Genomic DNA, 24,897 nt, shown 5'->3' with positions numbered 1-24,897 from the left:
CCCCCAAGGAAATGCGGGCTCGTGTGTTTTGCATAGCGCGACACGCCCGACCGCGGGGGTCGGTTACGCCGGCAGGTTGAGGAACCCGGATTCATCCGGATTCAGCTTGTGCGGCGGGTGGTAGTTACGACTTCAAATGCTTCGGCAGCCACATGCAACACGCAAGTAAACAGAGCAGCACTTACTGAAAGAGAGTCAGGCGACATGGCGGGACAAAAAATCCGCATCCGGCTGAAGTCATACGACCACGAGGTCATTGACGTTTCAGCACGGAAGATCGTTGAGACGGTCACGCGCGCAGGCGCAACGGTAGTCGGCCCCGTGCCGCTGCCCACGGAGAAGAACGTGTACTGCGTTATCCGCTCTCCGCACAAGTACAAGGACAGCCGCGAGCACTTTGAAATGCGCACGCACAAGCGTCTGATCGACATCATCGACCCCACGCCCAAGGCTGTTGACTCGCTCATGCGTCTCGACCTGCCGGCCGACGTGAACATCGAAATCAAGCTGTAGGGAGGTGCTGAGAGACTATGACCGCAACCCGTAACGTAAAGGGCCTGCTGGGCACGAAGCTCGGCATGACCCAGGTCTGGGACGAGAACAACAAGCTCATCCCCGTCACTGTTGTCCAGGCTGACTCGAACGTCATCACCCAGCTGCGTAACGCAGAGACTGATGGCTACGTCGCCGTTCAGATCGGCTACGGCCAGATCGATCCCCGCAAGGTCACCAAGCCGCTGGCTGGTCACTTTGAAAAGGCAGGCGTCACGCCTCGCCGCCACGTCGTAGAACTGCGCACCGCAGATGCTGACTCTTACGAGCTGGGCCAGGAGCTTTCTGTTGAGCTCTTCGAAGCCGGCCAGAAGATCGACGTCGTTGGCACCACCAAGGGTAAGGGCTTCGCCGGTGTTATGAAGCGTCACGGCTTCCACGGCGTTGGAGCTTCCCACGGTGCCCACAAGAACCACCGTAAGCCCGGTTCTATCGGTGGTGCATCCACCCCGAGCCGCGTCTTCAAGGGCATGAAAATGGCCGGCCGCATGGGCGCCGTTCGTCACACCACGCTGAACCTCACGGTCCACGCGGTTGACGTCGAGAAGTCGCTGCTCCTGATCAAGGGCGCCGTTCCCGGTGCCCGCGGCCAGGTCGTACTCGTACGCACCGCCGTGAAGGGAGCCTAGTTCAATGGCTAACACTGTCAAGGTTGACCTGCCTGCAGAGATCTTCGACGTTCAGACCAACGTGCCGCTGCTGCACCAGGTCGTCGTTGCGCAGCTCGCTGCTGCTCGCCAGGGTACCCACAAGACCAAGACCCGCGCCGAAGTTTCCGGTGCAGGCCGCAAGCCGTTCAAGCAGAAGGGCACCGGCCGCGCCCGTCAGGGTTCGATCCGTGCTCCGCACATGACCGGCGGTGGCATCGTCCACGGGCCCACCCCGCGTGACTACAGCCAGCGGACCCCGAAGAAGATGATTGCTGCTGCACTGCGCGGCGCTCTCTCTGACCGCGCCCGCAACGGCCGCGTCCACGTCGTCTCTGAACTGGTTGCCGGCGACAAGCCGTCCTCCAAGGCAGCACTGGCAGCCCTGCGCGAAGTCTCCGAGCGCAAGAACCTGCTGGTCGTCATCGAGCGCGCGAACGACGTTGCTGCACTGTCCGTGCGCAACCTTCCCGAAGTTCACGTCCTGTACGTGGACCAGCTGAACACCTACGACGTCCTCGTTTCCGACGACGTAGTCTTCACCAAGGCTGCCTACGAAGCATTTGTTGCTGACAAGGCTGCAAAGAACGAGGAGGATGCCAAGTGAGCGCAGCCACCATCAAAGACCCGCGCGACGTCGTGCTTGCACCCGTCGTCTCGGAAAAGAGCTACGGCCTGATCGACGAGGGCAAGTACACCTTCCTGGTGGACCCCCGCTCGAACAAGACCGAGATCAAGCTGGCCGTGGAGAAGATTTTCTCCGTCAAGGTCGAATCGATCAACACCATCAACCGTGCCGGTAAGCGCAAGCGCACCAAATTCGGATGGGGCACCCGCAAGAACACCAAGCGTGCCATTGTGACCCTCAAAGAAGGCACTATCGACATCTTCGGCGGTCCGCTCGCGTAGCGGAGACCACTTTAACGAGGAAATAAATTATGGGAATCCGTAAATACAAGCCGACTACGCCGGGCCGTCGCGGCTCGAGCGTAGCTGACTTCACCGAAATCACGCGGTCGACGCCGGAAAAGTCGTTGGTACGTCCGCTGCCCAAAAAGGGCGGCCGCAACAACACCGGTAAGATCACCACCCGTCACAAGGGTGGTGGACACAAGCGCCAGTACCGTCTGATCGACTTCCGTCGCCACGACAAGGACGGCGTCAACGCCCGCGTTGCCGAAATCGAGTACGATCCGAACCGCACGGCTCGCATCGCCCTCCTGCACTACGTTGATGGCACCAAGCGTTACATCATCGCCCCGAACAAGCTCTCGCAGGGCGACTTCGTGGAGGCCGGCGCCAACGCTGACATCAAGCCTGGCAACAACCTTCCCCTGCGCAACATCCCCGTGGGTACCGTTATCCACGCGGTGGAGCTGCGCCCGGGCGGCGGTGCCAAGATGGCCCGTTCCGCCGGTGCTTCTGTTCAGCTCGTCGCCAAGGAAGGCCGTTTCGCCCAGCTGCGTCTGCCCTCCGGCGAAATCCGCAACGTTGACGTGCGCTGCCGCGCCACGATCGGCGAGGTCGGCAACGCCGAGCAGTCGAACATCAACTGGGGCAAGGCTGGCCGTATGCGGTGGAAGGGCGTTCGCCCGACCGTCCGTGGTGTCGCCATGAACCCGGTTGACCACCCGCACGGTGGTGGTGAAGGTAAGACCTCCGGTGGCCGTCACCCGGTCAACCCGAACGGTAAGCCTGAAGGCCGCACCCGCCGCCCCAACAAAGAGAGCGACAAGCTTATTGTTCGTCGCCGTCGTACTGGCAAGAACAAGCGATAGGAGCCTGGACACATGCCACGCAGCCTGAAAAAAGGTCCTTTCGTTGACCAGCACCTCTTTGTGAAGGTCGCAAGGGAAAACGAAAAGGGCACCAAGAACGTCATCAAGACCTGGTCCCGCCGCTCGATGATCATCCCCGACATGCTCGGGCACACGATCGCCGTGCACGACGGACGCAAGCACATCCCGGTGTTTGTCACCGAGTCGATGGTCGGGCACAAGCTCGGCGAATTCGCTCCCACGCGGACATTCCGCGGCCATGTCAAGGACGACCGTAAGGGCAAGCGCCGCTAGGCGCCTGCACTTACGTCAAAGACGAGAGAAGGAAAGCAATGGAAGCCAAGGCAATTGCGCGCCACATCCGCGTAACGCCTATGAAGGCCCGGCGCGTCGTCAACCTTGTTCGTGGAAAGCAAGCGAACGAGGCTCTGGCAATTCTGAAGTTTGCCCCCCAGGCAGCTTCGGAGCCGGTATTCAAGGTAGTTCAGTCGGCAATCTCCAACGCCCGGGTCCTCGCGGACCGCGACGGTGTTGCGTTCGACGAAGGTGACCTCATCATCAGCGAAGCGTTTGTTGATGAAGGCCCGACCATGAAGCGGTTCCAGCCGCGTGCTCAGGGTCGTGCATTTCAGATCAAGAAGCGCACCAGCCACATCACCGTGGTAGTCGCTACCCCGGAGAAAGAGGAGGCTCGCTAAGTGGGACAGAAAGTAAACCCGCACGGGTTCCGACTCGGCATCACCACCGATCACGTATCGCACTGGTTCGCTGACAGCACCAAGTCCGGCCAGCGGTACAAGGACTTCGTTCGCGAAGACATCCGTATCCGCCAGCTCATGTCCACGGGCATGGAGCGCGCCGGCATCGCCAAGGTCGAGATCGAGCGCACCCGTGACCGTGTCCGCGTGGACATCCACACGGCACGTCCGGGCATCGTCATCGGCCGCCGCGGCGCCGAGGCAGACCGCATCCGTGGCGAGCTCGAAAAGCTCACCGGCAAGCAGGTCCAGCTGAACATCCTCGAGGTCAAGAACCCCGAGATGGAAGCCCAGCTTGTTGCCCAGGGTGTTGCAGAGCAGCTGACTTCCCGCGTGGCTTTCCGCCGTGCGATGAAGAAGGCCATGCAGTCCGCACAGCGTGCCGGTGCCAAGGGTATCCGTATCGCTTGCTCGGGCCGTCTGGGTGGCGCAGAAATGTCCCGCTCGGAGTTCTACCGCGAAGGCCGTGTGCCCCTGCACACCCTCCGCGCGAACATCGACTACGGCTTCTACGAAGCCAAGACCACCTTCGGCCGCATCGGCGTGAAGGTCTGGATCTACAAGGGTGACGTCACCTCCAAGGAACTGGCTCAGCAGGCAGCTGCTGCTCCGTCCCGTGGCCGCTCCGGCGACCGTCCGGGCCGCCCGGGTGGCGCTGACCGTGGTGACCGCCGCCGTCGTAACGACCGTCCGGCAGCCGACGCAGCACCTGCTGCTGCAGCTCCGGCAGCCGAGGCAGCAGCACCGGCACAGGCAGCAGAAGGAGGACAGGCTTAAATGCTTATCCCACGTCGAGTCAAGCACCGTAAGCAGCACCACCCGGGTCGTTCCGGCGCTGCCACGGGCGGTACCAAGGTCTCCTTCGGTGAGTACGGCATCCAGGCCCTGAGCCCGGCATACGTCACGAACCGTCAGATCGAATCTGCCCGTATCGCGATGACCCGCCACATCAAGCGTGGCGGTAAGGTCTGGATCAACATCTACCCGGACCGTCCGCTGACCAAGAAGCCTGCCGAAACCCGCATGGGTTCCGGTAAGGGTTCGCCGGAGTGGTGGGTCGCCAACGTCAAGCCGGGTCGGGTTCTCTTCGAACTCTCCGGTGTCAATGAAGAGGTAGCTCGCGAGGCCCTGCGCCTGGCAATCCACAAGCTGCCGTTGAAGGCACGCATTGTGCGTCGCGAAGGTGGTGAGTAGAAATGGCAGTAGGGTCGAAGGATCTCGCACCCGCACAGCTGGACGGTTTCGACAACGAGCGTCTCGTTGAGGAGCTCCGCAAGTCCAAGGAAGAGCTGTTCAACCTGCGTTTCCAGTCCGCCACCGGACAGCTGGAGAACCACGGTCGTCTGCGCGCGGTAAAGAAGGACATCGCACGCATCTACACCGTTCTCCGTGAGCGCGAGCTGGGCATTCGTGCCGAGGTTGCCGCACCGGTTGTGGAAGCCAAGGAAGAAAAGAAGTCCAAGAAGTCTGCAGCTAAGAAGGCTGAAAAGCCGGCCGAGGCTGAGACCGAGGAGGACGCCAAGTGAGTGAAAAGGACGAGAACGTGACGGAAACTGCTACGGCAGCTACGGCTGAGCAGCGCGGTTACCGTAAGACGCGTCGCGGCTACGTGGTCTCTGACAAGATGGACAAGACCATCGTTGTTCAGGTTGAAGACCGCGTGAAGCACGCCCTGTACGGCAAGGTCATCCGCCGCACCTCCAAGGTCAAGGCCCACGACGAGCAGAACACTGCCGGCATCGGCGACCTGGTTGTCATCGCCGAGACCCGCCCGCTGTCCGCCACCAAGAACTGGCGGCTCGTGGAGATCCTCGAGAAGGCTAAGTAACACCTGCGGCATCGCCTTTGGCGGCTGTACGGGAAACCCCCGTTCCCTTTGGGAGCGGGGGTTTCCGCGTTAAGCGGGCACCGTCCGACGGCGTCGGCCGGGTACGTGTGGGAAGCGTCCGACGGCGGCTGGCCGGGCGTGCGGGGGAGTGGATCGGCCCCTGCCGGTTGTGATATGGGGGATGCCGGGCAACTGTGCTAGGATATTGAGTTTGTATGGCGCCTGTTGTGCGCCGACAGCAAACCTCGTAAACAATCGTGCCACGGCATAGTGCCCCCCTGCGCCTCCAAGGACTGGGAGGCAACTGTTTGTGGCACGGGCGTTTAGGCCTGGTCTGGCAAAATCCAGTCAGGTCAAGAGACACCCCGATCAACCGTTCCGCAAGGCTCATTCCGTAGGAAGATTTTCGGTCTGAGAACCGGCGCGACGCAAGGAGTAAATAGTGATTCAGCAGGAGTCGCGACTCAAGGTCGCCGACAACACGGGTGCTAAGGAAATCCTTACCATTCGCGTTCTCGGTGGATCTGGCCGTCGCTACGCAGGCATTGGCGACGTCATCGTCGCAACCGTCAAGGATGCAATTCCGGGCGGAAACGTAAAGAAGGGCGACGTCGTCAAGGCTGTCATCGTCCGTACCAAGAAGGAACGCCGCCGTGCGGATGGTTCCTACATCAAGTTTGACGAGAACGCAGCCGTCATCCTGAAGAACGACGGTGACCCCCGCGGTACCCGTATCTTCGGACCGGTTGGTCGTGAGCTCCGTGACAAGAAGTTCATGAAGATCGTTTCTCTGGCTCCGGAGGTGCTCTAGTCCATGGCTAAGATCAAAAAGGGTGACCTGGTTCAGGTCATCACTGGCGCCAAGGCTGAGCGCGGCGGCGACCGTGGCAAGCAGGGCAAGGTCCTGCGCGTGTTCCCGGACACCAACCGCGTGCTGGTTGAGGGTATCAACCGCGTAACCAAGCACACCAAGGTCGGCCAGTCGCAGCGCGGCACCAAGACCGGCGGCATCGAGGTTGTCGAGGCTCCGATCCACGTTTCCAACGTGGCTCTCGTTGACCCGTCCACCAAGAAGCCGACCCGCGTTGGTTTCCGCCTCGACACCGTAGAGAAGGACGGCGTCAAGAAGACCGTCCGCATCCGCGTGGCCAAGAGCTCCGGGAAGGACATCTAATGACTGAGACTCTCGAGACTCCGGCAACGAAGATCGTTCCTCGTCTGAAGACCAAGTACGCCGATTCCATCAAGAGCGCGCTTCTTGAGGAATTCAAGTACGAGAACGTGAACCAGGTTCCCCGTCTGGTCAAGGTTGTAGTGAACATGGGTGTTGGAGATGCCGCCAAGGACTCCAAGCTGATCGACGGCGCTGTCCGCGACCTCACCCTGATCACCGGCCAGAAGCCGCAGGTCACCAAGGCCCGCAAGTCGATCGCCCAGTTCAAGCTGCGCGAAGGCATGCCCATTGGTGCACACGCAACCCTGCGTGGCGACCGCATGTGGGAATTCGTGGACCGTCTGGTCACGCTGGCTCTGCCCCGTATCCGCGACTTCCGCGGCCTCAGCGGCAAGCAGTTTGATGGCAACGGCAACTACACCTTCGGTCTGACCGAGCAGGTTATGTTCCACGAGATCGACCAGGACTCCATCGACCGCACCCGCGGTATGGACATCACGGTTGTGACCACCGCCAAGACCGACGACGAAGGCCGCGCGCTGCTCAAGGCGCTTGGTTTCCCGTTCAAAACCGAAGCTTAATTAACTACGTAAAAGGTCCGGCCGCCGGGGTGTTGAACCACGACGGCGGAAACCGTTACGAGGAAGGGCAAGTGCCCAAATGACAATGACAGATCCTGTCGCAGATATGCTTACGCGCCTGCGTAACGCAAACTCGGCATACCACGATTCCGTGTCTATGCCTTACAGCAAGCTCAAGGCTCGCGTTGCTGACATCCTCAAGGCCGAAGGCTTCATCGCCGGCTGGAAGGAAGAGGACGCTGAAGTCGGCAAGAAGCTGACCCTCGAGCTCAAGTTCGGTCCGAACCGCGAGCGTTCAATCGCGGGTGTCCGTCGTATTTCCAAGCCGGGTCTCCGCGTTTACGCGAAGTCCACCAACCTGCCGCACGTGCTGGGTGGCCTGGGTATCGCAATCCTGTCCACCTCTTCCGGCCTCCTGACTGACAAGCAGGCCGGCAAGAAGGGCGTGGGCGGCGAAGTCCTCGCTTACGTCTGGTAACGGGAAAGGAAGAGAATAATGTCACGTATTGGACGTCTCCCCATCACCGTTCCTGCCGGCGTTGAGGTCAAGGTTGACGGCTCTGTCGTCAGCGTCAAGGGTTCCAAGGGCGAGCTGACCCACACTGTGGCCAGCCCGATCGAGGTAGCGCTGGAAGACAGCACCCTGACCGTCACCCGCCCGAACGACGAGCGCGCCTCGCGCTCGCTCCACGGCCTGACCCGCACCCTGATCGCCAACATGATCCAGGGCGTCACCGCAGGTTACGAGAAGAAGCTCGAAATCGTCGGTACCGGTTACCGTGTTCAGGCCAAGGGTTCTGACCTTGAGTTCGCTCTCGGCTACAGCCACCCGGTCAACGTTTCGGCTCCGGCCGGCATCACCTTTGCAGTAGAGGGGCCGACCAAGCTCTCTGTCTCAGGCATCAACAAGCAGCAGGTCGGCGAGGTTGCTGCCAACATTCGCAAGCTGCGCAAGCCTGACCCGTACAAGGGCAAGGGCATTCGCTACGCGGGCGAAGTCATCCGCCGCAAGGTCGGAAAGGCTGGTAAGTAACCATGGCCATCGCCATTAACAAGAAGCGTACGAACAAGAGCAAGTCTGCTTCGCGCAGCCGCCGCCAGCTTCGTATCCGCAAGCGCATCTCCGGAACGGCTGTACGTCCTCGCCTGGTCGTCAACCGCTCCGCACGCCACGTATTTGTCCAGGTTGTCGATGACACCATTGGCCAGACCGTAGCGAGCGCGTCCACTCTGGAAGCTGACCTTCGTGCATTCGACGGTGACAAGACCGCCAAGGCCAAGCGCGTTGGCGAGCTCGTAGCCGAGCGTGCCAAGGCTGCCGGTGTCGAAGCTGTTGTCTTCGACCGTGGTGGTAACAAGTACCACGGCCGGATCGCCGCCGTCGCTGACGGTGCACGCGAAGGTGGGCTGTCACTGTGACCGAAGCAAACAAGGAAAAGGACACTGTGTCTGCAGAAGAGAAGGCGACCGAAGCCGCAGCTGCTGAGACCACTGCCCCCGCCACCGAGGACCGCCGTGGTGGCGCCCGTCGCGGCGAGCGTGGCGACCGTGGCCAGGGCCGCGGCGACCGCGGTGGCCGTGGTGGCCGCGATGGCGGACGCGAAGCCGAGAAGAACCAGTTCATCGAGCGCGTAGTTACCATCAACCGCGTTTCCAAGGTCGTCAAGGGTGGTCGTCGCTTCAGCTTCACCGCACTCGTCGTCGTTGGTGACGGTAACGGTCTGGTCGGCGTCGGTTACGGCAAGGCCAAGGAAGTTCCCGCTGCTATCGCCAAGGGTGTTGAAGAAGCCAAGAAGTCCTTCTTCCGCGTCCCCCGCGTTGGCAACTCCATCCCTCACCGCGTTCAGGGTGAAGCGGCCGCTGGTGTCGTAATGCTGCGTCCGGCTTCCGCCGGTACCGGTGTTATCGCCGGTGGTCCGGTCCGTGCAGTACTGGAGTGCGTGGGTATCCACGACATCCTCTCCAAGTCGCTCGGTTCCTCCAACGCCATCAACATCGTTCACGCGACCGTTGATGCCCTGAAGCGCCTCGAAGAGCCGGCAGCCGTGGCAGCACGCCGTGGCCTGCCGCTGGACGAGATCGCCCCGCCGGCACTGGTGAAGGCTCTGATGAACCAGAAGGCAGGTGTCTAAGTCATGGCCAAGAACCTGACTCCCTCCGACGCCAAGTTGGAAATCACCCAGATTAAGGGCGTCATTGGCGCCAAGCAGAACCAGCGCGACACCCTGCGGTCCCTCGGCCTGAAGCGGATCGGACACACCGTTGTCCGCACCGCCGATGCCGTGACCGTCGGAATGCTCAACACGGTTCCGCACCTCGTGAATGTTGAGGAGGCGAAGTAATGGCAGAGAAGAACACGGCCGAGACCGCAGCTGCTGAGAAGCAGAGCGCTCTGAAGGTTCACCACCTGCGTCCCGCCCCTGGTGCCAAGACCGCCAAGACCCGTGTTGGTCGTGGTGAAGGCTCCAAGGGTAAGACCGCCGGTCGCGGTACCAAGGGTACGAAGGCCCGCTACCAGGTGAAGGCTGGCTTTGCCGGCGGCCAGCTGCCGCTGCACATGCGCCTGCCGAAGCTGCGCGGCTTCAAGAACCCGTTCCGGGTTGAGTTCCAGGTTGTAAACCTGGAGAAGCTCAACGAGCTGTTCCCGGAAGGTGGCACTGTCACCGTGGAGGACCTGGTTGCAAAGGGTGCCGTTCGCAAGAACCAGCCCGTGAAGGTGCTTGGCACCGGCGACATCACCGTCAAGGTTGACGTCACCGCCCACGCATTCTCGGCCAGCGCCACTGAAAAGATCGCTGCAGCCGGCGGCAGCACCACCGCGCTCTAAGGGATTCCGTCCCGGAGCCGGTGGGCGCTAGCCCGCTGCGCAAACTCCCGGCACGGGGGCCGAGGCCCCTGTGCCGGGAGTTTTTTCATACCCATTTGGGTCTTCCGGATTGTTCGCATGCCGCAAACACCGGTTAGACTCGGTTGTTGGGTTTATCGACCTGCATCACCAGACTTATTAACAACTGAGGAGGACGCTTGCTAAGCGCATTCGGCCGGGCGTTTCGAACGCCTGATCTGCGACGCAAGTTGTTGTTCACGCTGGGAATCATCACAATCTTCCGCTTGGGAGCTTTTATCCCCTCGCCCGGTGTGAGCTACCAGAATGTCCAGCAATGCTTGTCGAACGGGCAGACCCAGGGCGGGATCTACCAGCTCGTCAATCTTTTCAGCGGCGGTGCATTGCTGCAGGTCTCCATCTTTGCCCTGGGCATCATGCCGTACATCACGGCGAGCATCATTGTGCAGCTGCTGCGGGTGGTCATCCCCCGTTTCCAGCAGCTGTACGAAGAGGGTGCCTCCGGGCAGTCCAAGCTGACGCAGTACACGCGGTACCTGACGATCGCCCTTGGCCTGCTGAACGCCACGACGCTGGTGTCGCTGGCGCGGTCAGGCCAGTTGCTGCCCGGCTGCAACCTGCCCATCATCCCGGACCAGAGCGTTATCACCACCATCCTCATCATCATCACGCTGACGGCCGGCACCGGCCTCATCATGTGGATGGGTGAGCTCGTGACCGAGAAGGGCGTCGGCAACGGCATGTCGCTGCTGATCTTCACGGCCATCGCTGCCGGCTTCCCCACCTCGCTGGGCGCCATCTGGTCCGCGCAGGGTCCGGGCACGTTCTTCATTGTGCTGGCCATCGGCCTGCTGACCGTTGCCCTGGTGGTCTTCGTGGAGCAGTCCCAGCGCCGGATCCCGGTGCAGTATGCCAAGCGCATGATCGGGCGCCGCACAGTGGGCGGCACCAGCACCTACATTCCCATCAAGGTGAACATGGCCGGCGTCATTCCCGTCATCTTCGCTTCCTCGATGCTCTACCTGCCGGCGTTGATCTCGCAGTTCAACCAGCCGAAGGCCGGGGAGCCGATCCAGCCGTGGGTTGAGTGGATCAACAACAACCTCACCCGCGGTGACCACCCCATCTACATGGCGCTGTACTTCGCCATGATCGTTTTCTTTACCTACTTCTATGTCGCGATCACCTTCAACCCTGAAGAGGTCAGCGACAACATGAAGAAATACGGCGGCTTCATTCCGGGTATCCGTGCCGGCAAGCCGACCGCGGATTACCTGCAGTACGTCCTGTCGCGCATCACGCTGCCCGGAGCCATCTACCTTGGCTTCGTGGCACTGATACCGCTGGTGGCGCTCGTGCTGATCAACGCAAACCAGAACTTCCCGTTCGGTGGCACCTCGATCCTGATCATGGTGGGCGTTGGCCTGGAAACCGTCAAGCAAATTGACGCGCAGCTACAGCAGCGTCACTACGAAGGGCTATTGCGATGACCAGAATGTTGATTATCGGACCACCCGGTTCGGGCAAGGGCACGCAGGCGGAACGCATCTCGGAGCGCCTCGGCGTCGTTGCGATCTCCACCGGCGACATCTTCCGCGCCAACGTCAAGGGCGAGACGCCGCTCGGCGTCGAGGCCAAGAAGTATATGGACAACGGGGATTTCGTCCCGGACAGCGTGACCAACAAGATGGTGCGCGACCGCCTCAGCGAAGGCGACGTCGAGGACGGCTTCCTGCTGGACGGCTACCCCCGCACCACCGCCCAGGTTGACTACCTGGACCAGATCCTGGCCGACGGCGACGAGAAGCTGGACGTCGTCCTGCAGCTCACCGCCGATGACGAGGAACTCGTGACCCGCCTGCTGGGCCGCGCGAAGGAAACCGGACGCAGTGACGACAACGAGGCCGTCATCCGCCACCGCCTGGACCTCTACCACGAGCAGACCGAAGCTGTTGTGGCCAAGTATGCCGAACGCGGCATCCTGACCCAGGTGGACGGCATTGGCCAGATCGACGCGGTCACCGACCGCGTCATGCAGGCCATCAAAGAGGCGCAGGCCGCCTGATACCAGTTCCAACGCTGTGAGGCTCCTCCCCGGATAATGGGGAGGGGCCTCCGGCTTTTAGCCGCTCTTGGTCCCACCTCGGGCAACCGGGACGGCTAGGCACATTGAGAGGAAACACCGCTGATGGCATTCGGCCAGCCACGGATTGAATACAAGACCAACGCCCAGATGCGCACGATGCACGAGGCCGGGCTCGTCCTGAGCCGCGCCCTCGACGCCGCCGTAGCCGCTGCAGTCCCGGGCGTCACCACCCGTCAGCTGGACGAGGTCTTCGCCGCGGTGCTGCTTGAGGCGGGCGCCAAGTCCAACTTCCTGGGCTACCACGGGTTCCCCGCCACCATCTGCACTTCGGTCAACGAGGAAGTGGTCCATGGCATCCCGGGCGACAGGGTCCTGCAGGATGGTGACATCATCTCGATTGACGGCGGCGCCATCGTCAACGGCTGGCACTCCGACTCGGCCCGGACGGTCATCGTGGGAACACCGGACCCGGAGGACCAGCGACTCTCCGACGTCACCGAGACGGCACTGTGGCACGGCATCGCCGCCCTGGCCAAGGGCAAGTTTGTAGGTGACATCGGTGCAGCGGTGGACGACTATGTCTCCTCGGTGCCGGGCAAGCCCCTGGGCATCCTCGAGGATTATGTGGGCCACGGCATCGGCTCCGAGATGCACATGGCCCCCGACGTGCTGAACTACCGCACCAGCCACCGCGGCCCCAAGATCCGTCCGGGTCTGTGCCTGGCCATCGAGCCGATGCTAGTCCGCGGCGGCATCGAGACGGCAGTGCTGGAGGACGACTGGACCGTGGTCACCACGGACGGCAAGCGCTCGTGCCAGTGGGAGCACTCCGTGGCGGTCCACGAGAAGGGCATATGGGTACTCTCGGCGCCCGACGGCGGCGCGGCCCGGCTCGCACCCCTCGGCGTGGTGCCGGTCCCGATTCCCTGAGGACACGCATTTCCCTGGCGACACCGAGAATCCCCTGGGACACCCGAATAGGGCTGTCCTGGGGGATTTTCCGCTTCCTCAGGGGATTTCCGTGTCCCCAGGAAGCGAGTGGACCACAATGGGAGCCATGGGAGCGAGCGATGGAACCGGAGCGCAGGCAACCGGAGCGCAGGGAAAGATCACCGATGTGCCGGGCATGCGCGTCGGTCACCAGCAGAAGTCCGACGGCGGGTGGTTGAGCGGGGTGACGGTGGTCCTACCCCCTGCCGGGACAGTCGGTTCGGTGGACGTCCGCGGGGGAGGACCCGGAACCCATGAGACTGATGCGCTCGACCCCACCACCCTCGTGGGTACCGTGGACGCCGTGGTGCTCACCGGCGGCAGTGCCTACGGGCTGGTTGCTGCCCACGGCGCACAGAGCTGGTGCGAGGAGCAGGGCCGCGGCTTCGCCGTGACGGGAGGCGTGGTGCCCATCGTTCCGGCGGCAGCAATCTTCGACCTCGGCCGCGGTGGCGACTTCAGCGCCCGCCCGGACGAGGCCATGGGCTACGCCGCAGCCGCGGTGGCGGCGGCGCAGACGGAAGGGCACGACGTCGAACGCGGCAACGTGGGGGCCGGCACCGGAGCAGTCGTCGGACGCGGCAAATACAAAGGGGGAGTGGGCACAGCGTCGGCCACCCTGGAGAACGGCGTGGTGGTCGGTGCCCTGGCAGTGGTGAATGCCCTGGGCCTGCCCGTCAGTCCGCTGGTTGAGCCGGTCGAAACCGAGGGCACTGATTTCGAAAGGCTCAACCAGCGGGGTCCCCTTAACACCACGCTCGTGGTCGTCGCCACGAATGGGACGCTGGACGCGGCCGAGTGCAAGCGGACCGCATCTGCTGCCCATGCGGGGTTGGCGCGGGCGCTGAATCCGAGCCATACGCTGGCCGACGGGGACACCGTGTTCTGTCTCGCCACCGGGGGCCAGGAGCTCGACAGGAGTACGGAAGCTGCCCGACAAATAAGCCTGATTACGCTGCAGAGTGCGGCAGCCGACGTCGTACGTTTGGCCATCCTGGACGGGGTCAGCAGCGCCCGGGCGGTGACAACTCCCGCGGGCGAATTTGGTGCATACCCGGGCAATCTGCGCTAACATAGCTGGATTTAACTTTCCGGCCCTGATGCCGTAGAGTTGCATGTTGGTTGTCTGCCCTGCCACGCCCATTTGCGGCCGGAGGGCGACGATCAATCAAATCAAAAACGTCCGCAGTCATGCCCGGCGCCAGCCGGAGGTCTGTGGCAAACAACAGTTAGCGGAGGATATGGCCAAGAAGGACGGGGTCATTGAGATCGAGGGCGTAGTGACTGAGGCGCTGCCCAACGCGATGTTTCGTGTTGAGCTCACCAATAAGCACGTCGTCCTGGCACACATCTCTGGAAAGATGCGCCAGCACTACATCAGGATTCTTCCTGAGGACCGCGTAGTGGTGGAGCTGAGCCCTTACGACCTGACACGTGGTCGTATCGTCTACCGCTACAAGTAAACGTTGGGCGGTCAAGGCAATTGCCTAAGGCCGCTCCATCGGCCCAACTGCTATCACGCAAAGGAACGCCATGAAGGTCAAGCCGAGCGTCAAGCAGATCTGCGAAAAGTGCAAAGTGATCCGCCGTAACGGCCGGGTCATGGTGATCTGCGAGAACCCGCGCCACAAGCAGCGCCAGGGCTAATTCCCGTCAGGGAATCCCTGGGTTGCTAACCCACGCAAGTAAATAAAGGCAGCACAAGCTGAACTGGGACGTATGGGCCCGGACAGCTAACCCCCGGTCGGAGGCTGGGGCCGCACTGAAAGTGCGGGTGTACTGCCTACGACCTCCGGTTTATTCAAGGAGTACTGCCACTATGGCTCGTCTCGCTGGCGTAGACATTCCCCGCGAAAAGCGGCTGGAAATTGCGCTTACTTACATCTACGGCGTGGGCAAGACCCGTGCACACGAAACCCTGGCTGCTACCGGCATCAGCGCTGACGTTCGGGTCAAGGACCTGACCGACGCACAGCTGGTTGAGCTGCGTGACTACATTGAAGGCAACTACAAGGTTGAGGGTGACCTTCGCCGCGAAGTGGCAGCAGATATCCGCCGCAAGGTTGAAATCGGCAGCTACGAAGGCCTGCGTCACCGCAAGGGCCTGCCCGTACGCGGTCAGCGTACGAAGACCAACGCTCGTACCCGCAAGGGCCCGAAGCGTACCGTCGCCGGCAAGAAGAAGGCCCGCTAAACCGCATTTGCCTGACGGCAAATGTGGGATCAGCTAGGCCTTCCCCCAAATAACTTTCTGTAGGAGAAGAAATGCCCCCGAAGACTCGTGGCGCGGTTCGCAAGCCGCGTAAGAAGGACAAGAAGAATATCGCGCTTGGCCAGGCGCACATCAAGAGCACGTTCAACAACACCATCGTGTCCATCACGGACCCGTCCGGTGCTGTGATTTCCTGGGCTTCCGCCGGTGAAGTTGGATTCAAGGGCTCGCGTAAGTCCACCCCGTTCGCTGCGCAGATGGCTGCCGAAGCCGCCGCCAAGCGTGCACAGGAGCACGGCCTGAAGAAGGTTGACGTGTTCGTCAAGGGACCGGGTTCCGGACGCGAAACCGCCATCCGTTCGCTGCAGGCTGCCGGCCTCGAGGTTGGCTCCATCCAGGACGTCACCCCCGCCGCGCACAACGGCTGCCGTCCGCCGAAGCGCCGCCGCGTCTAAGGACTGTCCGCAGCCGGAGCTTGCCCGGACCCGTTTCGGGTCCGGGCAAGCCCGCCGCGTTAAGTCCTCAGACCGATTTTCCACCACCTGTGTTGCGTCATATAGCGGATGCTCGCCGAAAGGAAACCTAAGTGCTCATTGCACAGCGCCCCACCCTCTCCGAAGAGGTCGTCTCCGAAAACCGCTCCCGTTTCATCATTGAACCGCTGGAGCCGGGCTTCGGTTACACCCTCGGAAACTCCCTCCGCCGTACCCTGCTCTCCTCCATTCCCGGTGCCGCTGTAACCAGCATCCGGATCGATGGCGTGCTGCACGAGTTCACCACGGTTCCGGGTGTCAAGGAAGATGTCACCGAGATCATCCTGAACATCAAGAACCTCTCCGTGTCCTCCGAGCACGACGAGCCGGTTGTTGCTTACCTGCGCAAGCAGGGACCCGGAGTCGTCACCGCCGCGGACATCGCTCCGCCGGCCGGCGTCGAATTCCACAACCCGGATCTGCACATTGCCACGCTGAACTCGAAGGGCAAGTTCGAACTCGAACTGACCATCGAGCGCGGCCGCGGCTACGTTTCGGCAGCTCAGAACAAGTCCGGCGACGCAGAGATCGGCCGCATTCCGGTTGACTCCATCTACTCGCCGGTGCTGAAGGTTACTTTCCGCGTGGAAGCTACCCGTGTTGAGCAGCGCACCGACTTCGACAAGCTCATTGTCGACGTCGAGACCAAGCAGGCCATCGCCCCGCGCGATGCCGTTGCTTCCGCTGGCACAACCCTGGTGGAACTGTTCGGTCTGGCCCGCGAGCTGAACACCGCAGCTGAGGGTATCGAGATTGGCCCGTCGCCGACGGATGCTGCCCTGGCAGCAGACATGGCTCTGCCGATCGAGGATCTGGACCTCACCGTCCGTTCCTACAACTGCCTCAAGCGTGAGGGCATCCACACCGTGGGTGAACTCGTTGCCCGCTCCGAGGCTGACCTGATGGACATCCGTAACTTCGGTGCGAAGTCCATCGACGAGGTCAAGGCAAAGCTGGTTGAACTGGGCCTGTCCCTGAAGGACTCGCCTCCCGGTTTCGACCTGGCAGCCCGCGCCGCAGCCATCGAAGAGGACGACGCCGCGTTCAGCGACGACGAGCTCTAACAAGCAGATCTTGGCCGAGGGGCTGGTCCGCACCGTGTTGTGCACAGCCTCCCGGCTTCCATATGAGGAGAAATAACTATGCCTACCCCCACTAAGGGTCCGCGCCTCGGAGGCGGCCCGGCTCACGAGCGTCTGATGCTCGCGAACCTGGCTTCCGCACTGTTCGAGCACAAGCGGATCACCACCACGGTCACCAAGGCCAAGCGCCTGAAGCCGTACGCAGAGCGCCTGGTCACCTTCGCCAAGCGTGGCGACCTCGCTTCCCGCCGCCGCGTTCTCGGCCTGATCAGCAACAAGGGCGTCGTCCACGAGCTGTTCACCGACATCGCCCAGGCTGTGGAGAACCGCAACGGCGGCTACACCCGCATCACTAAGATCGGCAACCGTAAGGGCGACAACGCTCCCATGGCTGTCATCGAGCTGGTTCTCGACCCGGTTTCCGCCAAGCAGGCTGTTGTAGCCGAGGCCAACCAGGCCGCTGCCGCTGCTGCTCCGGCCGCCGAGGAAGCTCCCGAGGCAGAGGTCGTTGAGACCGAAGCTGCAACCGAAGAGGCTCCCGCCGCTGAGGAAGCTGCTGCTGAGGAAGCTCCGGCTGAAGAAGCTGCTGCTGAAGAGGCTCCGGCCGAGGAAGCTGCTGCCGACGAGGCTGCTGCCGACGAGGCCAAGGACGCGAAGTAATTCGCTAAATCCTTCGCATAGACTTAAGTCTATGAACCACCAAAAACCCGCTGCCCCCGTTTTGGGGGGCGGCGGGTTTTTGCGTATCCGGCTGGATTTGGCGTACGACGGCGGCCCGTTCAGCGGGTGGGCAGTGCAGCCGGGACTGCGGACCGTTCAGGGCGTTTTGGAAGGCGCGCTGGAGCTGCTGATCCGCCGGCCGGTGCGCGTCACCGTCGCCGGGCGCACCGATGCCGGCGTGCACGCCCGCGGCCAGGTGGTCCACCTCGACCTGACGGAAGCCGAGTGGCTGGGACTGAGCCGTGGTGCGCCCGTCGATCCCGCCGTCGCACTTTTACGCCGCCTGAGGGGAGCACTCAGCCGCGGTCTGGGGGACCAGACCGGAGCCATTGTCGTCCACCACGCTGCGGTTGCCCCTGAAGGATTCGACGCCCGGTTCTCCGCGCTCTGGCGCCGCTACAGCTACCGGATCGGGGACGGCCCGGACAAATGGGATCCGCTCGGCCGCTACGACACCCTCTGGCACAAGGCGCCCCTGGACGTGGACCTGCTCAACGAAGGCGCTGCGAACCTGCTGGGCCTCCATAACTTCCTGTCCTTCTGCAAGCCACGCGAAGGTTCCACCACCGTCCGCGAGCTGCAACGGTTCGAGTTTTCCCGCGGGCCGGACGGTGTCATTGTTGCAACCGTCCAGGCCGATGCCTTCTGCCACAACATGGTGCGGGCCCTGGTGGGTTCGGCGCTGTACGTGGGGGAGGGGCAGGAGCGTCCGGAGTGGCTGCACGAGCGTCTGCTCGCACGGAAGCGCGACGCGCGTTCCGTCCTCGCCGCGCCGCACCCCTTGGTGTTCGAAGAAGTGGCCTACCCCTCCGATGACGAACTGCTCGCCCGGGCAGAGCTCACGCGGGCGCTTCGGGAGTAGAGCCCTGTACCGCGACCTTGTGTTTCAGGGTGTGAGGGTCGTGCCTCGTTTCCGGTCACCCGGCTAGTAGGCTGAGACGCAGTCTTTAAGTCATGCGGTCCTTACAGGGGGTAAGGGATGAATGATCGTCGTGTCGTTGTGGTCATCGACAGCGATGAGGAAGTCCGGTCCCAGTTGCGGACCACGCTCGGGGAAGCCGGATTCGAGGTGCACTGCGCTGCCACCGGCGAATCCGGCGTGGCGCTGGTCCGGGTCAAGCAGCCGGACACCGTCACGCTGGACCTGGTGCTTCCAGACACCGACGGTTACGACGTGCTGCGGCGCATCCGCGAATTCAGCCACACGTACATCCTGATCATCACCTCACGGGGCGACCTCCGGGCCACCCTGAAGGGGTTCGACGCCGGGGCTGACGACTACATGGTCAAGCCCATCAGGCCACGAGAGCTGCGTGCCCGCGTTGACGGGATGCTGCGCCGTCCCCGGCAGCTGACGGTCCCGCCGATCGTAACGCCCCGGGAGGCGCCACTGGTTTCGCCTCGGCTGTGGTCCTCACAGCCGGCGGCCGTGCAGGCGGTGCCGTTGCAGCCCGTGCCCCTGCCGCCGGTTGCCGTGCCGCCCGAGCCGCAGGTTCCGCTGGCCATGGCTTCGCTGCCGGCATCTGCCGTGCAGGGCCTTGCATTAGGCAACGGCCGTGAGGCGGCCAGCGGCTACGAGCACAAGGGCCTGGCAATTGACTGCGCAACCCGGGCGGCCAGCCTCGGCGGGCGTGCCCTGCAGCTGACCCGCACGGAGTTCGACCTCCTGCACATCCTGCTGCAGCGCGGGAGCACCGTGGTCACCAAGGCGGAACTTGTCGGACTTCTGGGCCTCGTGAAGGGGGAGTCAGGTAAGGCGGAAGCTGGCGGACGCGGTCTGCGGGACCCCGGCCGGATCATCGAGACACATATCGGGAACCTGCGCCGCAAGCTGGGTGACGACGCGAGGAAACCACGCTGGCTCAAGACCGTTCGCGGGTCCGGCTACACGCTGGCTTAGCCGCCGTCAGGCCCACCGTTGATGCGCCCCTTCAAACGGGGGACACGCCGGAAAGTTACAAGAAAATAACAAGGAGTCAGGCGCACAGTTGGAACATGAAATCACCAACGAGCGACGACGTCGTCGCAGTCCGTGGCGTTCTTACCGATACACATCCGGTTGATTTCTATGCGCTAGGCGTCGCGGGGGCGATTGACCGTTTGGCCATCCCGCTGCGCGAACGCGGGGTCACCGTGCACCTCGAGGCACCTCATCATGGAATGGAAGTGGACAGGAAGTCTGCCACGCTGCTTTACCGGGCGGCGCAGGAGCTCCTGAGCAACATCCATAAATACGCCGAAGCGTCCTCCGTGACCGTCAGGCTGAGCTGTGTCTGCCGCTCGGGGGACAACCACGCTGTCCAGCTCCGCGTGACTGACGACGGCGGCGGCTTTGATGTTGAAGCTGCCACGCACGGCAGGCACTCCGGCATGGGCCTGCGGCTCATGCATCTGGCCGTGACGTCCGCGGGCGGGCAGTTGGCGGTGGAATCCTCTCCCGTCGCCGGAACGTCTGTCACAGTGACCCTGCCGCTGGACTAAAGGCGAGGCTTATTCTGGGCACGCCTTCCTACGCTGGTGGGGCTGCAGGGCACGCCTTCCTGCGCTGTGGGGCTGTAGGGCATGCCTTCCTAGGCGGCAGTGAAAGATTCCCAGCCGGGCCAGGGAGCCACCGGCAGTTGTGGTCCGAGGCCGTCGAGCGCTCCTGGGTTCTCGACATCGTCAATGTCGCCGAACGCATCGATGTCATTGGGCTCGTCTGGCCCATCGGGTGGCGCGGGCCACTGGGGCGGTTCCAATGGCATGGGCGGATCCTGCCAGTCTTCACTAGGCAGCCGTTCGGGCCCGCGGTGCGGCTCTAGTGGGGTGGGCGGATCCTGCCATTCTTGCCCAGACAGCGCCTCGGGCCAGGTTGGTGGTTCCCAGTCCTGTTGTTCGCTGGGGTAGGAGCGGCCTGACGGTGAGATCCAGCCCGGTGGGCTCTGCCGGGTCGCACCGACCGTTTTCCAAGTTGTTTGGTGTTTCAGCCGGTGGTGCTTCGGGCAGGGTTGGCCGAGGTTGGTGATGCCGGTGGTCCCGCCGTTGGCCCAGGCGAGGATGTGGTCGGCGTCGTTGTCCAGGGAGTGGTTGTTGCAGGCCGGGAAGGTGCACCGCGCGTCCCGGAGCCGGAGCCATTGGCGCATGGGCTTGGTGAGCCGGTAGCTGGTGCGTCCGATCTCCAGCGGTGCCCCGTCCCGCGGATCGGTCAGGACCCGAAAAAATGACGTCCCGCCGTGGGCGACGAGCCGGCGGGCCATCGACGGCGGGATCGGCCCGTACCCGTCGAGTGTGGCTGGTTCCCCGGTCAGGCCGAGCAGCGAAAACACCGGAACCGTGACCAGCACCTGCGCCGCAGGAGACGGCACCTCACCGGCCTGCAGAGGGCTCGCTGGCACGTCACCGCGCGGGAAGGAACCCGCCGGCACGGAACCTGCGTGCGCGCCGTCCACCCGCTGGCCTGGGCCCAGCAGCCACGCGGCGGCCACGTCGACCCGCAGCTGGGTCAGGGTCCGGGACTCGGTCGGGCCCTGCAGGGCACGGGCGGCGGTGGTGGCGCGGTCCCAGATCCCGGCAGCCTGGTCCGCGGGCAGATATGCGGACAGCCAGGCCATGCCGTCCCGGTCCGGCGCGTACTCCAGCCGGCGGTCCTTCGCACTGTTGCGGTGGCGGGTTTCGATGCCGACGGGATGGTGCCGCTCCCGCCAGTACCGCGCCTTGGCCCGGAACCTGGACGCTGTCAGTTCCCCGGCCGGGCAACCCCGCGCCGCGTTGGGCGCGTCAGGGTCCAGGAAATGCGCCTCAAACGCGGCCGCAGCGGCCCGGTCCAGCCCGTCTGTTTCATCGCACATCACCCGGGCGTGCTGCCAGGACAGGGTCCCCGCCCTGAGCACGGCCAGCGTCAAGGGCAGGTCCCTGCTTAGCGTGGCGGATTCAGCCAGGAACCGTGCAGCCGACCCTTCGCTCACGGTCAGCGCACAGGCCACCTGCGCAGTCACGGATATCTGCGTGGCGGCCTGTTCCTGTGCGGACGCGTCCGGCGGCGCCGTGGCCTCGACAGTATGGGTGAACCCGGCCGCGACGTGCACCTTCACGGCCGCAATCCGGGCTTCCAACCTGGACAATTCAGCCAGACCGTCCAAGAACACATCCGCACGGTCCCGCAGTGGGTCCGCGCAATCCGGAAGCGGATCCGCGTCTGCCAAGCCCGGATCAGCCGCCTCGCGGAGTTCGGCAGCCAGCGCTGCGGCAGAGACACTGATAGCCTCCATCGTCTCCACAGCAGCCTTGCTATCCATACCCACAGCTTGCCACCGGCCTATGACAATAACGACGCTGCACCGAGCCTAGGTGGAAAAGGGGGCCCATGTGGAAAACCGGGCCGTTGTGGAAACCGAGCGGTTCTGGAAAACCGAAGCCCGCCTCAGGACTCCAGGGCACCCTCGGCCGGGAGCGTGAGCGTGAAGGTGGTGCCTGCGCCGGGCTTGCTGTCACAGGAGATCGCACCGCCGTGCCGCTCCACGATGGTCTTAGTGATGGACAGCCCCAGCCCCACTCCCGGAATCGCAGCCTGCCGTGCGGCCTGGCTGCGAAAGAACCGGGTGAAGACGCGCGATGTTTCTTCCTCGCTGATGCCCATCCCTGTGTCATGGACCTTCAGCTGAACCCAGGAGTCACTGCGCCGAGCACTCACGGTGACTTTCCCGCCGTCGGGAGAGTATTTGATGGCATTGGACACCAAGTTGTCGAGCGCTTGGCCGATGCGGAGCGGGTCGGCGTGCGCCCACAGGGGCGCCGGGACGTCGGTGGCGAGGGAGACGTTGCTGGCGTCGGCCTGGGCCTGCACCGAACCGATGCTGTTCTCGATCAGGCCTGCCAGGTCCGTCCGGCGCGGATGCACGGCCAGCACGGCCGAGGCCGACACCAGCAGCTCGGAAACGAGGGAGAGCAGCCGCTCGGCATTGCGCTGCACCACTTCGAGCCGGTGCACAGAGTCGGGGGACAGGCCGTCCGCTTCGTCCAGCACCAGGTCCACATTGCCCACGACAGACATCAGCGGGCTGCGGAATTCGTGGGAGACGTTGGAGATCAGTTCCTCCTTGGCGGAGAGCGCCTCAACCAGGCCAGTGACGTCACTGTAGACGATGACCGCCCCGCTGAACCCGCCGTCGTCGTTCTTGATGATCCGCGCAGCGGTGGAGACGGCCCGTTGCGCGGACCCCTCGCCCAGCCACACGAGGTAGTCGGCGAAAGTTTCGCCGGCAACAGCACGGCGGATGGGGCGCTTGTCCAGCGGAAGCGGGGTCACCCGGTCCTGGCCGAACATGAGCTGCTGGGCTTCCAGCGGCTGCTCCACGCCGGCGGGGGCTGCCGCCTGTCTGAAGGTTTTCTGCTGGTCATTAACCAGCACCTTCTGGCCGCCGGCGTCCACGGCCACTATGCCCACATCGGTGGTGTCCAGAATGGTCTTGAGCAGCCGTTCGCGATTCTTGCTTTCCGCGAGCAGTTCACGGAGCTCGGCATCCTTCTTCTCCAGCCGCTGGCGCTGTAACCGCACATTGGCGCTGGCGAACCTGATTGCCACGGAGACGGCCAGCATCATAAGCGGAAGCAGAATTGCCGTGGCAATGTCTGAAGGTGAAATGTTGGGAAACTTTTGCACCAGCGACGGAAAGGTGATGAGGAGTGTACCGAAAAAGCTCAGGAATACCGTGGTGCGCGGGAAGGTTTCCGAGCTCGAAAGCCAGATCACGGGAAATATCGCCAGAACACCGAGCCCGGCCACGGCTGGAACGGCACCGTTGCGGGCGAGCCCGATGACCACCATGTCAACTATCGGAATTACCAGGTAGGCGTTGGGCGCCAGCCGTTCCCAGGGAACCAGAAAGCACGCGATAAACGTGGCCACCATCATGACGATGGCGGCGATGAATACGCCGTTCTCGATCAAGGTGGGCCACACCGCCGGGGCGGCGACTGCCAAGGCCGCAAGAATTAGGGTTACCGGCAGTTGGCACAGGGCCACCTGGACGCGGGGCTGCAGCCGGCGGAAAAAACGGTCCGTGTCGTGGACCAGCACCTGCTCACCCAATGCTGCTGCGCCCGGTGCTCGCCTGCTCTGCCGAATTCCGGGGACACTCGTCGTTAATCCAAGACATGAAGCCCATTATGCACAGCTATTCTTCGGTAATTGGAGGGGAAGACGCTACCGTCCGGGGTGCGTCTAAAAGATATCGGCCATTTTGGGTCTTTCGGCCTCTCTACGTTGTAGCGTAGGTAATCTGGTAACGCTTACCGCATTGCGCTGGGCTGTGCGGTGGTTTTACCTGGATAGAGGTAGTGGTGGGCGATCTTGGTGTTGCCGTGGTTATCGAGGATGACGTAGACGTTCGGAATCTTCTCGACGCGGTTTTGCAGCAGGCTGGTTTCGAGGTGCACTCAGCGGGGACCGGCCGTGACGGGGTTGATGTGGCGAGGCAGCGTCAGGCAAACGTCATAACTCTCGACGTCGGTCTTCCGGACATTGACGGCTTCGAGGTCCTTCGCCGCATCCGGCAGTTCAGTGACGCCTATGTCGTGATGCTCACCGGCCGCGGTGACGAACTGGACACCATCACCGCGCTGCAGGGCGGCGCCGACGACTACATCGTTAAGCCCTTCCGTCCCCGCGAGCTGCGGGCCCGCATCTCAGCAATGATGCGCCGGCCAAGGGTTGCGTCCGAGGGTGAGGCCGCCGGGCCAGCTTTAGCGGAGTCCGGCTCCGCCGGTTCCTCCGCTTCACGCCGGGGCAGCGTACTGCTTCACAACGGGCTGGCTCTCGATACCGAAACCCGGACAGTGGCACTGCGCGGCACGCCCCTCGGGCTGACCCGGAGCGAATTCGACCTGCTGCACGAGCTGCTGAAGGGAACGGGTGCGGTACGCACCCGGGCTGATCTGGTGCGCGTGGTCCGGGGCGAGTACTACCGCGACGACACCTACATCAGCGAAGCCGACGAGCGGGCAGTTGAAGTTCACATCGGCAACCTGCGCCGCAAGCTGCGCGAGGATCCGCAGGATCCCCGATGGCTTGTCACGGTGCGCGGCGTGGGCTACCGGCTGGCGCCGAAGCGCGCGGAGTAGGACTTAGGCCTCC

Annotated in this window: 37 protein-coding genes; 34 read left to right on the top strand and 3 right to left on the bottom strand. The window is 63.3% G+C overall.

Translation table 11 applies throughout. The features are described from left to right. The first annotated feature begins 204 nt into the window (after positions 1-204). From rpsJ to AC5RWD_RS04715, 33 genes are all read left to right on the top strand, one after another. On the top strand, positions 205-513 hold the full coding sequence (rpsJ, locus tag AC5RWD_RS04875; protein WP_003803825.1) for a 30S ribosomal protein S10: 309 nt from the start codon (positions 205-207) through the stop codon (positions 511-513). Positions 514-530: 17 nt separating this feature from the next. After that, on the top strand, positions 531-1,181 hold the full coding sequence (gene rplC / locus AC5RWD_RS04870) for a 50S ribosomal protein L3 (RefSeq protein WP_003803812.1): 651 nt from the start codon (positions 531-533) through the stop codon (positions 1,179-1,181). 4 nt (positions 1,182-1,185) lie between these two features. Further along, entirely contained in the window at positions 1,186-1,806 is a 621-nt protein-coding gene (gene rplD / locus AC5RWD_RS04865; RefSeq protein WP_494018939.1) for a 50S ribosomal protein L4, read from the top strand. Further along, positions 1,803-2,108, top strand: a complete 306-nt coding sequence (gene rplW, locus AC5RWD_RS04860; RefSeq protein ID WP_011692807.1) for a 50S ribosomal protein L23 — start codon at positions 1,803-1,805, stop codon at positions 2,106-2,108. The genes rplD and rplW overlap by 4 nt, the downstream gene beginning before the upstream one ends. A gap of 29 nt (positions 2,109-2,137) precedes the next feature. Then, a complete protein-coding gene (gene rplB, locus AC5RWD_RS04855) occupies positions 2,138-2,977 on the top strand; it encodes a 50S ribosomal protein L2 (protein ID WP_003803804.1) in 840 nt (279 codons plus the stop codon). A 12-nt stretch (positions 2,978-2,989) separates the two neighbouring features. Continuing rightward, a complete protein-coding gene (rpsS, locus tag AC5RWD_RS04850) occupies positions 2,990-3,271 on the top strand; it encodes a 30S ribosomal protein S19 (RefSeq protein ID WP_003803803.1) in 282 nt (93 codons plus the stop codon). Between the two features lie 38 nt (positions 3,272-3,309). Further along, positions 3,310-3,675 carry a 50S ribosomal protein L22 gene (rplV, locus tag AC5RWD_RS04845; protein WP_003803798.1) on the top strand — a complete coding sequence of 122 codons (366 nt, stop codon included), beginning with the start codon at positions 3,310-3,312 and terminating at the stop codon, positions 3,673-3,675. Then, positions 3,676-4,512 (top strand): 30S ribosomal protein S3, encoded by an 837-nt coding sequence (rpsC, locus tag AC5RWD_RS04840; RefSeq protein ID WP_003803796.1) that lies wholly within the window; start codon positions 3,676-3,678, stop codon positions 4,510-4,512. It begins immediately after the preceding gene. Next, positions 4,513-4,929 carry a 50S ribosomal protein L16 gene (gene rplP, locus AC5RWD_RS04835; protein WP_003803795.1) on the top strand — a complete coding sequence of 139 codons (417 nt, stop codon included), beginning with the start codon at positions 4,513-4,515 and terminating at the stop codon, positions 4,927-4,929. Between the two features lie 2 nt (positions 4,930-4,931). Continuing rightward, positions 4,932-5,261 carry a 50S ribosomal protein L29 gene (gene rpmC, locus AC5RWD_RS04830; protein ID WP_003803792.1) on the top strand — a complete coding sequence of 110 codons (330 nt, stop codon included), beginning with the start codon at positions 4,932-4,934 and terminating at the stop codon, positions 5,259-5,261. Next, on the top strand, positions 5,258-5,563 hold the full coding sequence (rpsQ, locus tag AC5RWD_RS04825) for a 30S ribosomal protein S17 (protein WP_076801234.1): 306 nt from the start codon (positions 5,258-5,260) through the stop codon (positions 5,561-5,563). Before rpmC ends, rpsQ begins: the two co-directional genes overlap by 4 nt. Positions 5,564-6,005: 442 nt before the next feature. Beyond that, positions 6,006-6,374, top strand: a complete 369-nt coding sequence (gene rplN / locus AC5RWD_RS04820; protein ID WP_003803789.1) for a 50S ribosomal protein L14 — start codon at positions 6,006-6,008, stop codon at positions 6,372-6,374. Between the two features lie 3 nt (positions 6,375-6,377). Then, on the top strand, positions 6,378-6,737 hold the full coding sequence (rplX, locus tag AC5RWD_RS04815) for a 50S ribosomal protein L24 (RefSeq protein WP_003803770.1): 360 nt from the start codon (positions 6,378-6,380) through the stop codon (positions 6,735-6,737). Continuing rightward, positions 6,737-7,318, top strand: coding sequence for a 50S ribosomal protein L5 (rplE, locus tag AC5RWD_RS04810; RefSeq protein ID WP_003803769.1), 582 nt, complete (start codon positions 6,737-6,739; stop codon positions 7,316-7,318). Before rplX ends, rplE begins: the two co-directional genes overlap by 1 nt. Before the next feature lie 79 nt (positions 7,319-7,397). Next, entirely contained in the window at positions 7,398-7,796 is a 399-nt protein-coding gene (gene rpsH / locus AC5RWD_RS04805) for a 30S ribosomal protein S8 (RefSeq protein ID WP_018769139.1), read from the top strand. Positions 7,797-7,814: 18 nt separating this feature from the next. Beyond that, positions 7,815-8,351 carry a 50S ribosomal protein L6 gene (rplF, locus tag AC5RWD_RS04800; RefSeq protein ID WP_440166287.1) on the top strand — a complete coding sequence of 179 codons (537 nt, stop codon included), beginning with the start codon at positions 7,815-7,817 and terminating at the stop codon, positions 8,349-8,351. A gap of 2 nt (positions 8,352-8,353) precedes the next feature. Then, positions 8,354-8,737 (top strand): 50S ribosomal protein L18, encoded by a 384-nt coding sequence (rplR, locus tag AC5RWD_RS04795; protein WP_003803763.1) that lies wholly within the window; start codon positions 8,354-8,356, stop codon positions 8,735-8,737. After that, entirely contained in the window at positions 8,734-9,450 is a 717-nt protein-coding gene (rpsE, locus tag AC5RWD_RS04790) for a 30S ribosomal protein S5 (RefSeq protein WP_306924872.1), read from the top strand. The genes rplR and rpsE overlap by 4 nt, the downstream gene beginning before the upstream one ends. A 3-nt stretch (positions 9,451-9,453) precedes the next feature. Next, positions 9,454-9,660: a 50S ribosomal protein L30 gene (gene rpmD / locus AC5RWD_RS04785; RefSeq protein WP_003803757.1), complete on the top strand. Its 207-nt coding sequence runs from the start codon at positions 9,454-9,456 to the stop codon at positions 9,658-9,660. Then, positions 9,660-10,145, top strand: coding sequence for a 50S ribosomal protein L15 (rplO, locus tag AC5RWD_RS04780; RefSeq protein WP_307104313.1), 486 nt, complete (start codon positions 9,660-9,662; stop codon positions 10,143-10,145). Before rpmD ends, rplO begins: the two co-directional genes overlap by 1 nt. A gap of 197 nt (positions 10,146-10,342) precedes the next feature. After that, complete coding sequence (secY, locus tag AC5RWD_RS04775; RefSeq protein ID WP_494018938.1) at positions 10,343-11,653, top strand: preprotein translocase subunit SecY; 1,311 nt, start codon at positions 10,343-10,345, stop codon at positions 11,651-11,653. Between the two features lie 5 nt (positions 11,654-11,658). Further along, complete coding sequence (locus AC5RWD_RS04770) at positions 11,659-12,228, top strand: adenylate kinase (protein ID WP_494019067.1); 570 nt, start codon at positions 11,659-11,661, stop codon at positions 12,226-12,228. A 123-nt stretch (positions 12,229-12,351) separates the two neighbouring features. Beyond that, positions 12,352-13,179, top strand: coding sequence for a type I methionyl aminopeptidase (gene map / locus AC5RWD_RS04765; RefSeq protein ID WP_494018937.1), 828 nt, complete (start codon positions 12,352-12,354; stop codon positions 13,177-13,179). A gap of 127 nt (positions 13,180-13,306) precedes the next feature. Beyond that, positions 13,307-14,311, top strand: a complete 1,005-nt coding sequence (locus AC5RWD_RS04760) for a P1 family peptidase (protein WP_494018936.1) — start codon at positions 13,307-13,309, stop codon at positions 14,309-14,311. 169 nt (positions 14,312-14,480) lie between these two features. Then, complete coding sequence (infA, locus tag AC5RWD_RS04755; protein WP_011775571.1) at positions 14,481-14,702, top strand: translation initiation factor IF-1; 222 nt, start codon at positions 14,481-14,483, stop codon at positions 14,700-14,702. 70 nt (positions 14,703-14,772) lie between these two features. Beyond that, positions 14,773-14,886, top strand: coding sequence for a 50S ribosomal protein L36 (gene rpmJ, locus AC5RWD_RS04750; protein WP_009358722.1), 114 nt, complete (start codon positions 14,773-14,775; stop codon positions 14,884-14,886). 172 nt (positions 14,887-15,058) lie between these two features. Then, positions 15,059-15,433, top strand: a complete 375-nt coding sequence (gene rpsM, locus AC5RWD_RS04745; protein ID WP_003803743.1) for a 30S ribosomal protein S13 — start codon at positions 15,059-15,061, stop codon at positions 15,431-15,433. A 71-nt stretch (positions 15,434-15,504) separates the two neighbouring features. Continuing rightward, positions 15,505-15,906, top strand: a complete 402-nt coding sequence (gene rpsK, locus AC5RWD_RS04740; RefSeq protein WP_102973678.1) for a 30S ribosomal protein S11 — start codon at positions 15,505-15,507, stop codon at positions 15,904-15,906. A 131-nt stretch (positions 15,907-16,037) separates the two neighbouring features. Next, a complete protein-coding gene (locus tag AC5RWD_RS04735) occupies positions 16,038-17,048 on the top strand; it encodes a DNA-directed RNA polymerase subunit alpha (protein WP_003803733.1) in 1,011 nt (336 codons plus the stop codon). A gap of 78 nt (positions 17,049-17,126) precedes the next feature. Next, on the top strand, positions 17,127-17,726 hold the full coding sequence (gene rplQ / locus AC5RWD_RS04730) for a 50S ribosomal protein L17 (protein ID WP_494018935.1): 600 nt from the start codon (positions 17,127-17,129) through the stop codon (positions 17,724-17,726). 31 nt (positions 17,727-17,757) lie between these two features. After that, the gene (gene truA / locus AC5RWD_RS04725; protein ID WP_494018934.1) at positions 17,758-18,648 is read left to right on the top strand and encodes a tRNA pseudouridine(38-40) synthase TruA; all 891 of its coding nucleotides are present in this window, start codon (positions 17,758-17,760) and stop codon (positions 18,646-18,648) included. A gap of 117 nt (positions 18,649-18,765) precedes the next feature. Further along, positions 18,766-19,686 (top strand): response regulator transcription factor, encoded by a 921-nt coding sequence (locus AC5RWD_RS04720; protein ID WP_494018933.1) that lies wholly within the window; start codon positions 18,766-18,768, stop codon positions 19,684-19,686. Between the two features lie 95 nt (positions 19,687-19,781). Beyond that, positions 19,782-20,267 carry a sensor histidine kinase gene (locus AC5RWD_RS04715; RefSeq protein ID WP_494018932.1) on the top strand — a complete coding sequence of 162 codons (486 nt, stop codon included), beginning with the start codon at positions 19,782-19,784 and terminating at the stop codon, positions 20,265-20,267. An 89-nt stretch (positions 20,268-20,356) separates the two neighbouring features. Here the strand turns inward: AC5RWD_RS04715 and AC5RWD_RS04710 are convergent, their stop codons facing one another. The 3 genes from AC5RWD_RS04710 to AC5RWD_RS04700 form a co-directional block, all read right to left on the bottom strand. After that, positions 20,357-22,060, bottom strand: coding sequence for an HNH endonuclease signature motif containing protein (locus AC5RWD_RS04710; RefSeq protein ID WP_494018931.1), 1,704 nt, complete (start codon positions 22,058-22,060; stop codon positions 20,357-20,359). A 125-nt stretch (positions 22,061-22,185) separates the two neighbouring features. Beyond that, the gene (locus AC5RWD_RS04705) at positions 22,186-23,745 is read right to left on the bottom strand and encodes a sensor histidine kinase (RefSeq protein WP_494018930.1); all 1,560 of its coding nucleotides are present in this window, start codon (positions 23,743-23,745) and stop codon (positions 22,186-22,188) included. 308 nt (positions 23,746-24,053) lie between these two features. After that, complete coding sequence (locus AC5RWD_RS04700; RefSeq protein ID WP_494019071.1) at positions 24,054-24,200, bottom strand: hypothetical protein; 147 nt, start codon at positions 24,198-24,200, stop codon at positions 24,054-24,056. On the opposite strand from AC5RWD_RS04700, the gene AC5RWD_RS04695 reads away from it, so the two are divergent. Then, complete coding sequence (locus AC5RWD_RS04695) at positions 24,132-24,884, top strand: response regulator transcription factor (protein ID WP_494019066.1); 753 nt, start codon at positions 24,132-24,134, stop codon at positions 24,882-24,884. The two genes, AC5RWD_RS04700 and AC5RWD_RS04695, sit on opposite strands and share 69 nt — an antisense overlap. Positions 24,885-24,897: the final 13 nt, after the last annotated feature.

It is taken from the genome of Arthrobacter sp. CMU6, assembly GCF_059090205.1.
The sequence above is the reverse complement of the archived record's forward strand: the minus strand, read 5'-3'. Positions and strand labels throughout refer to the sequence as shown.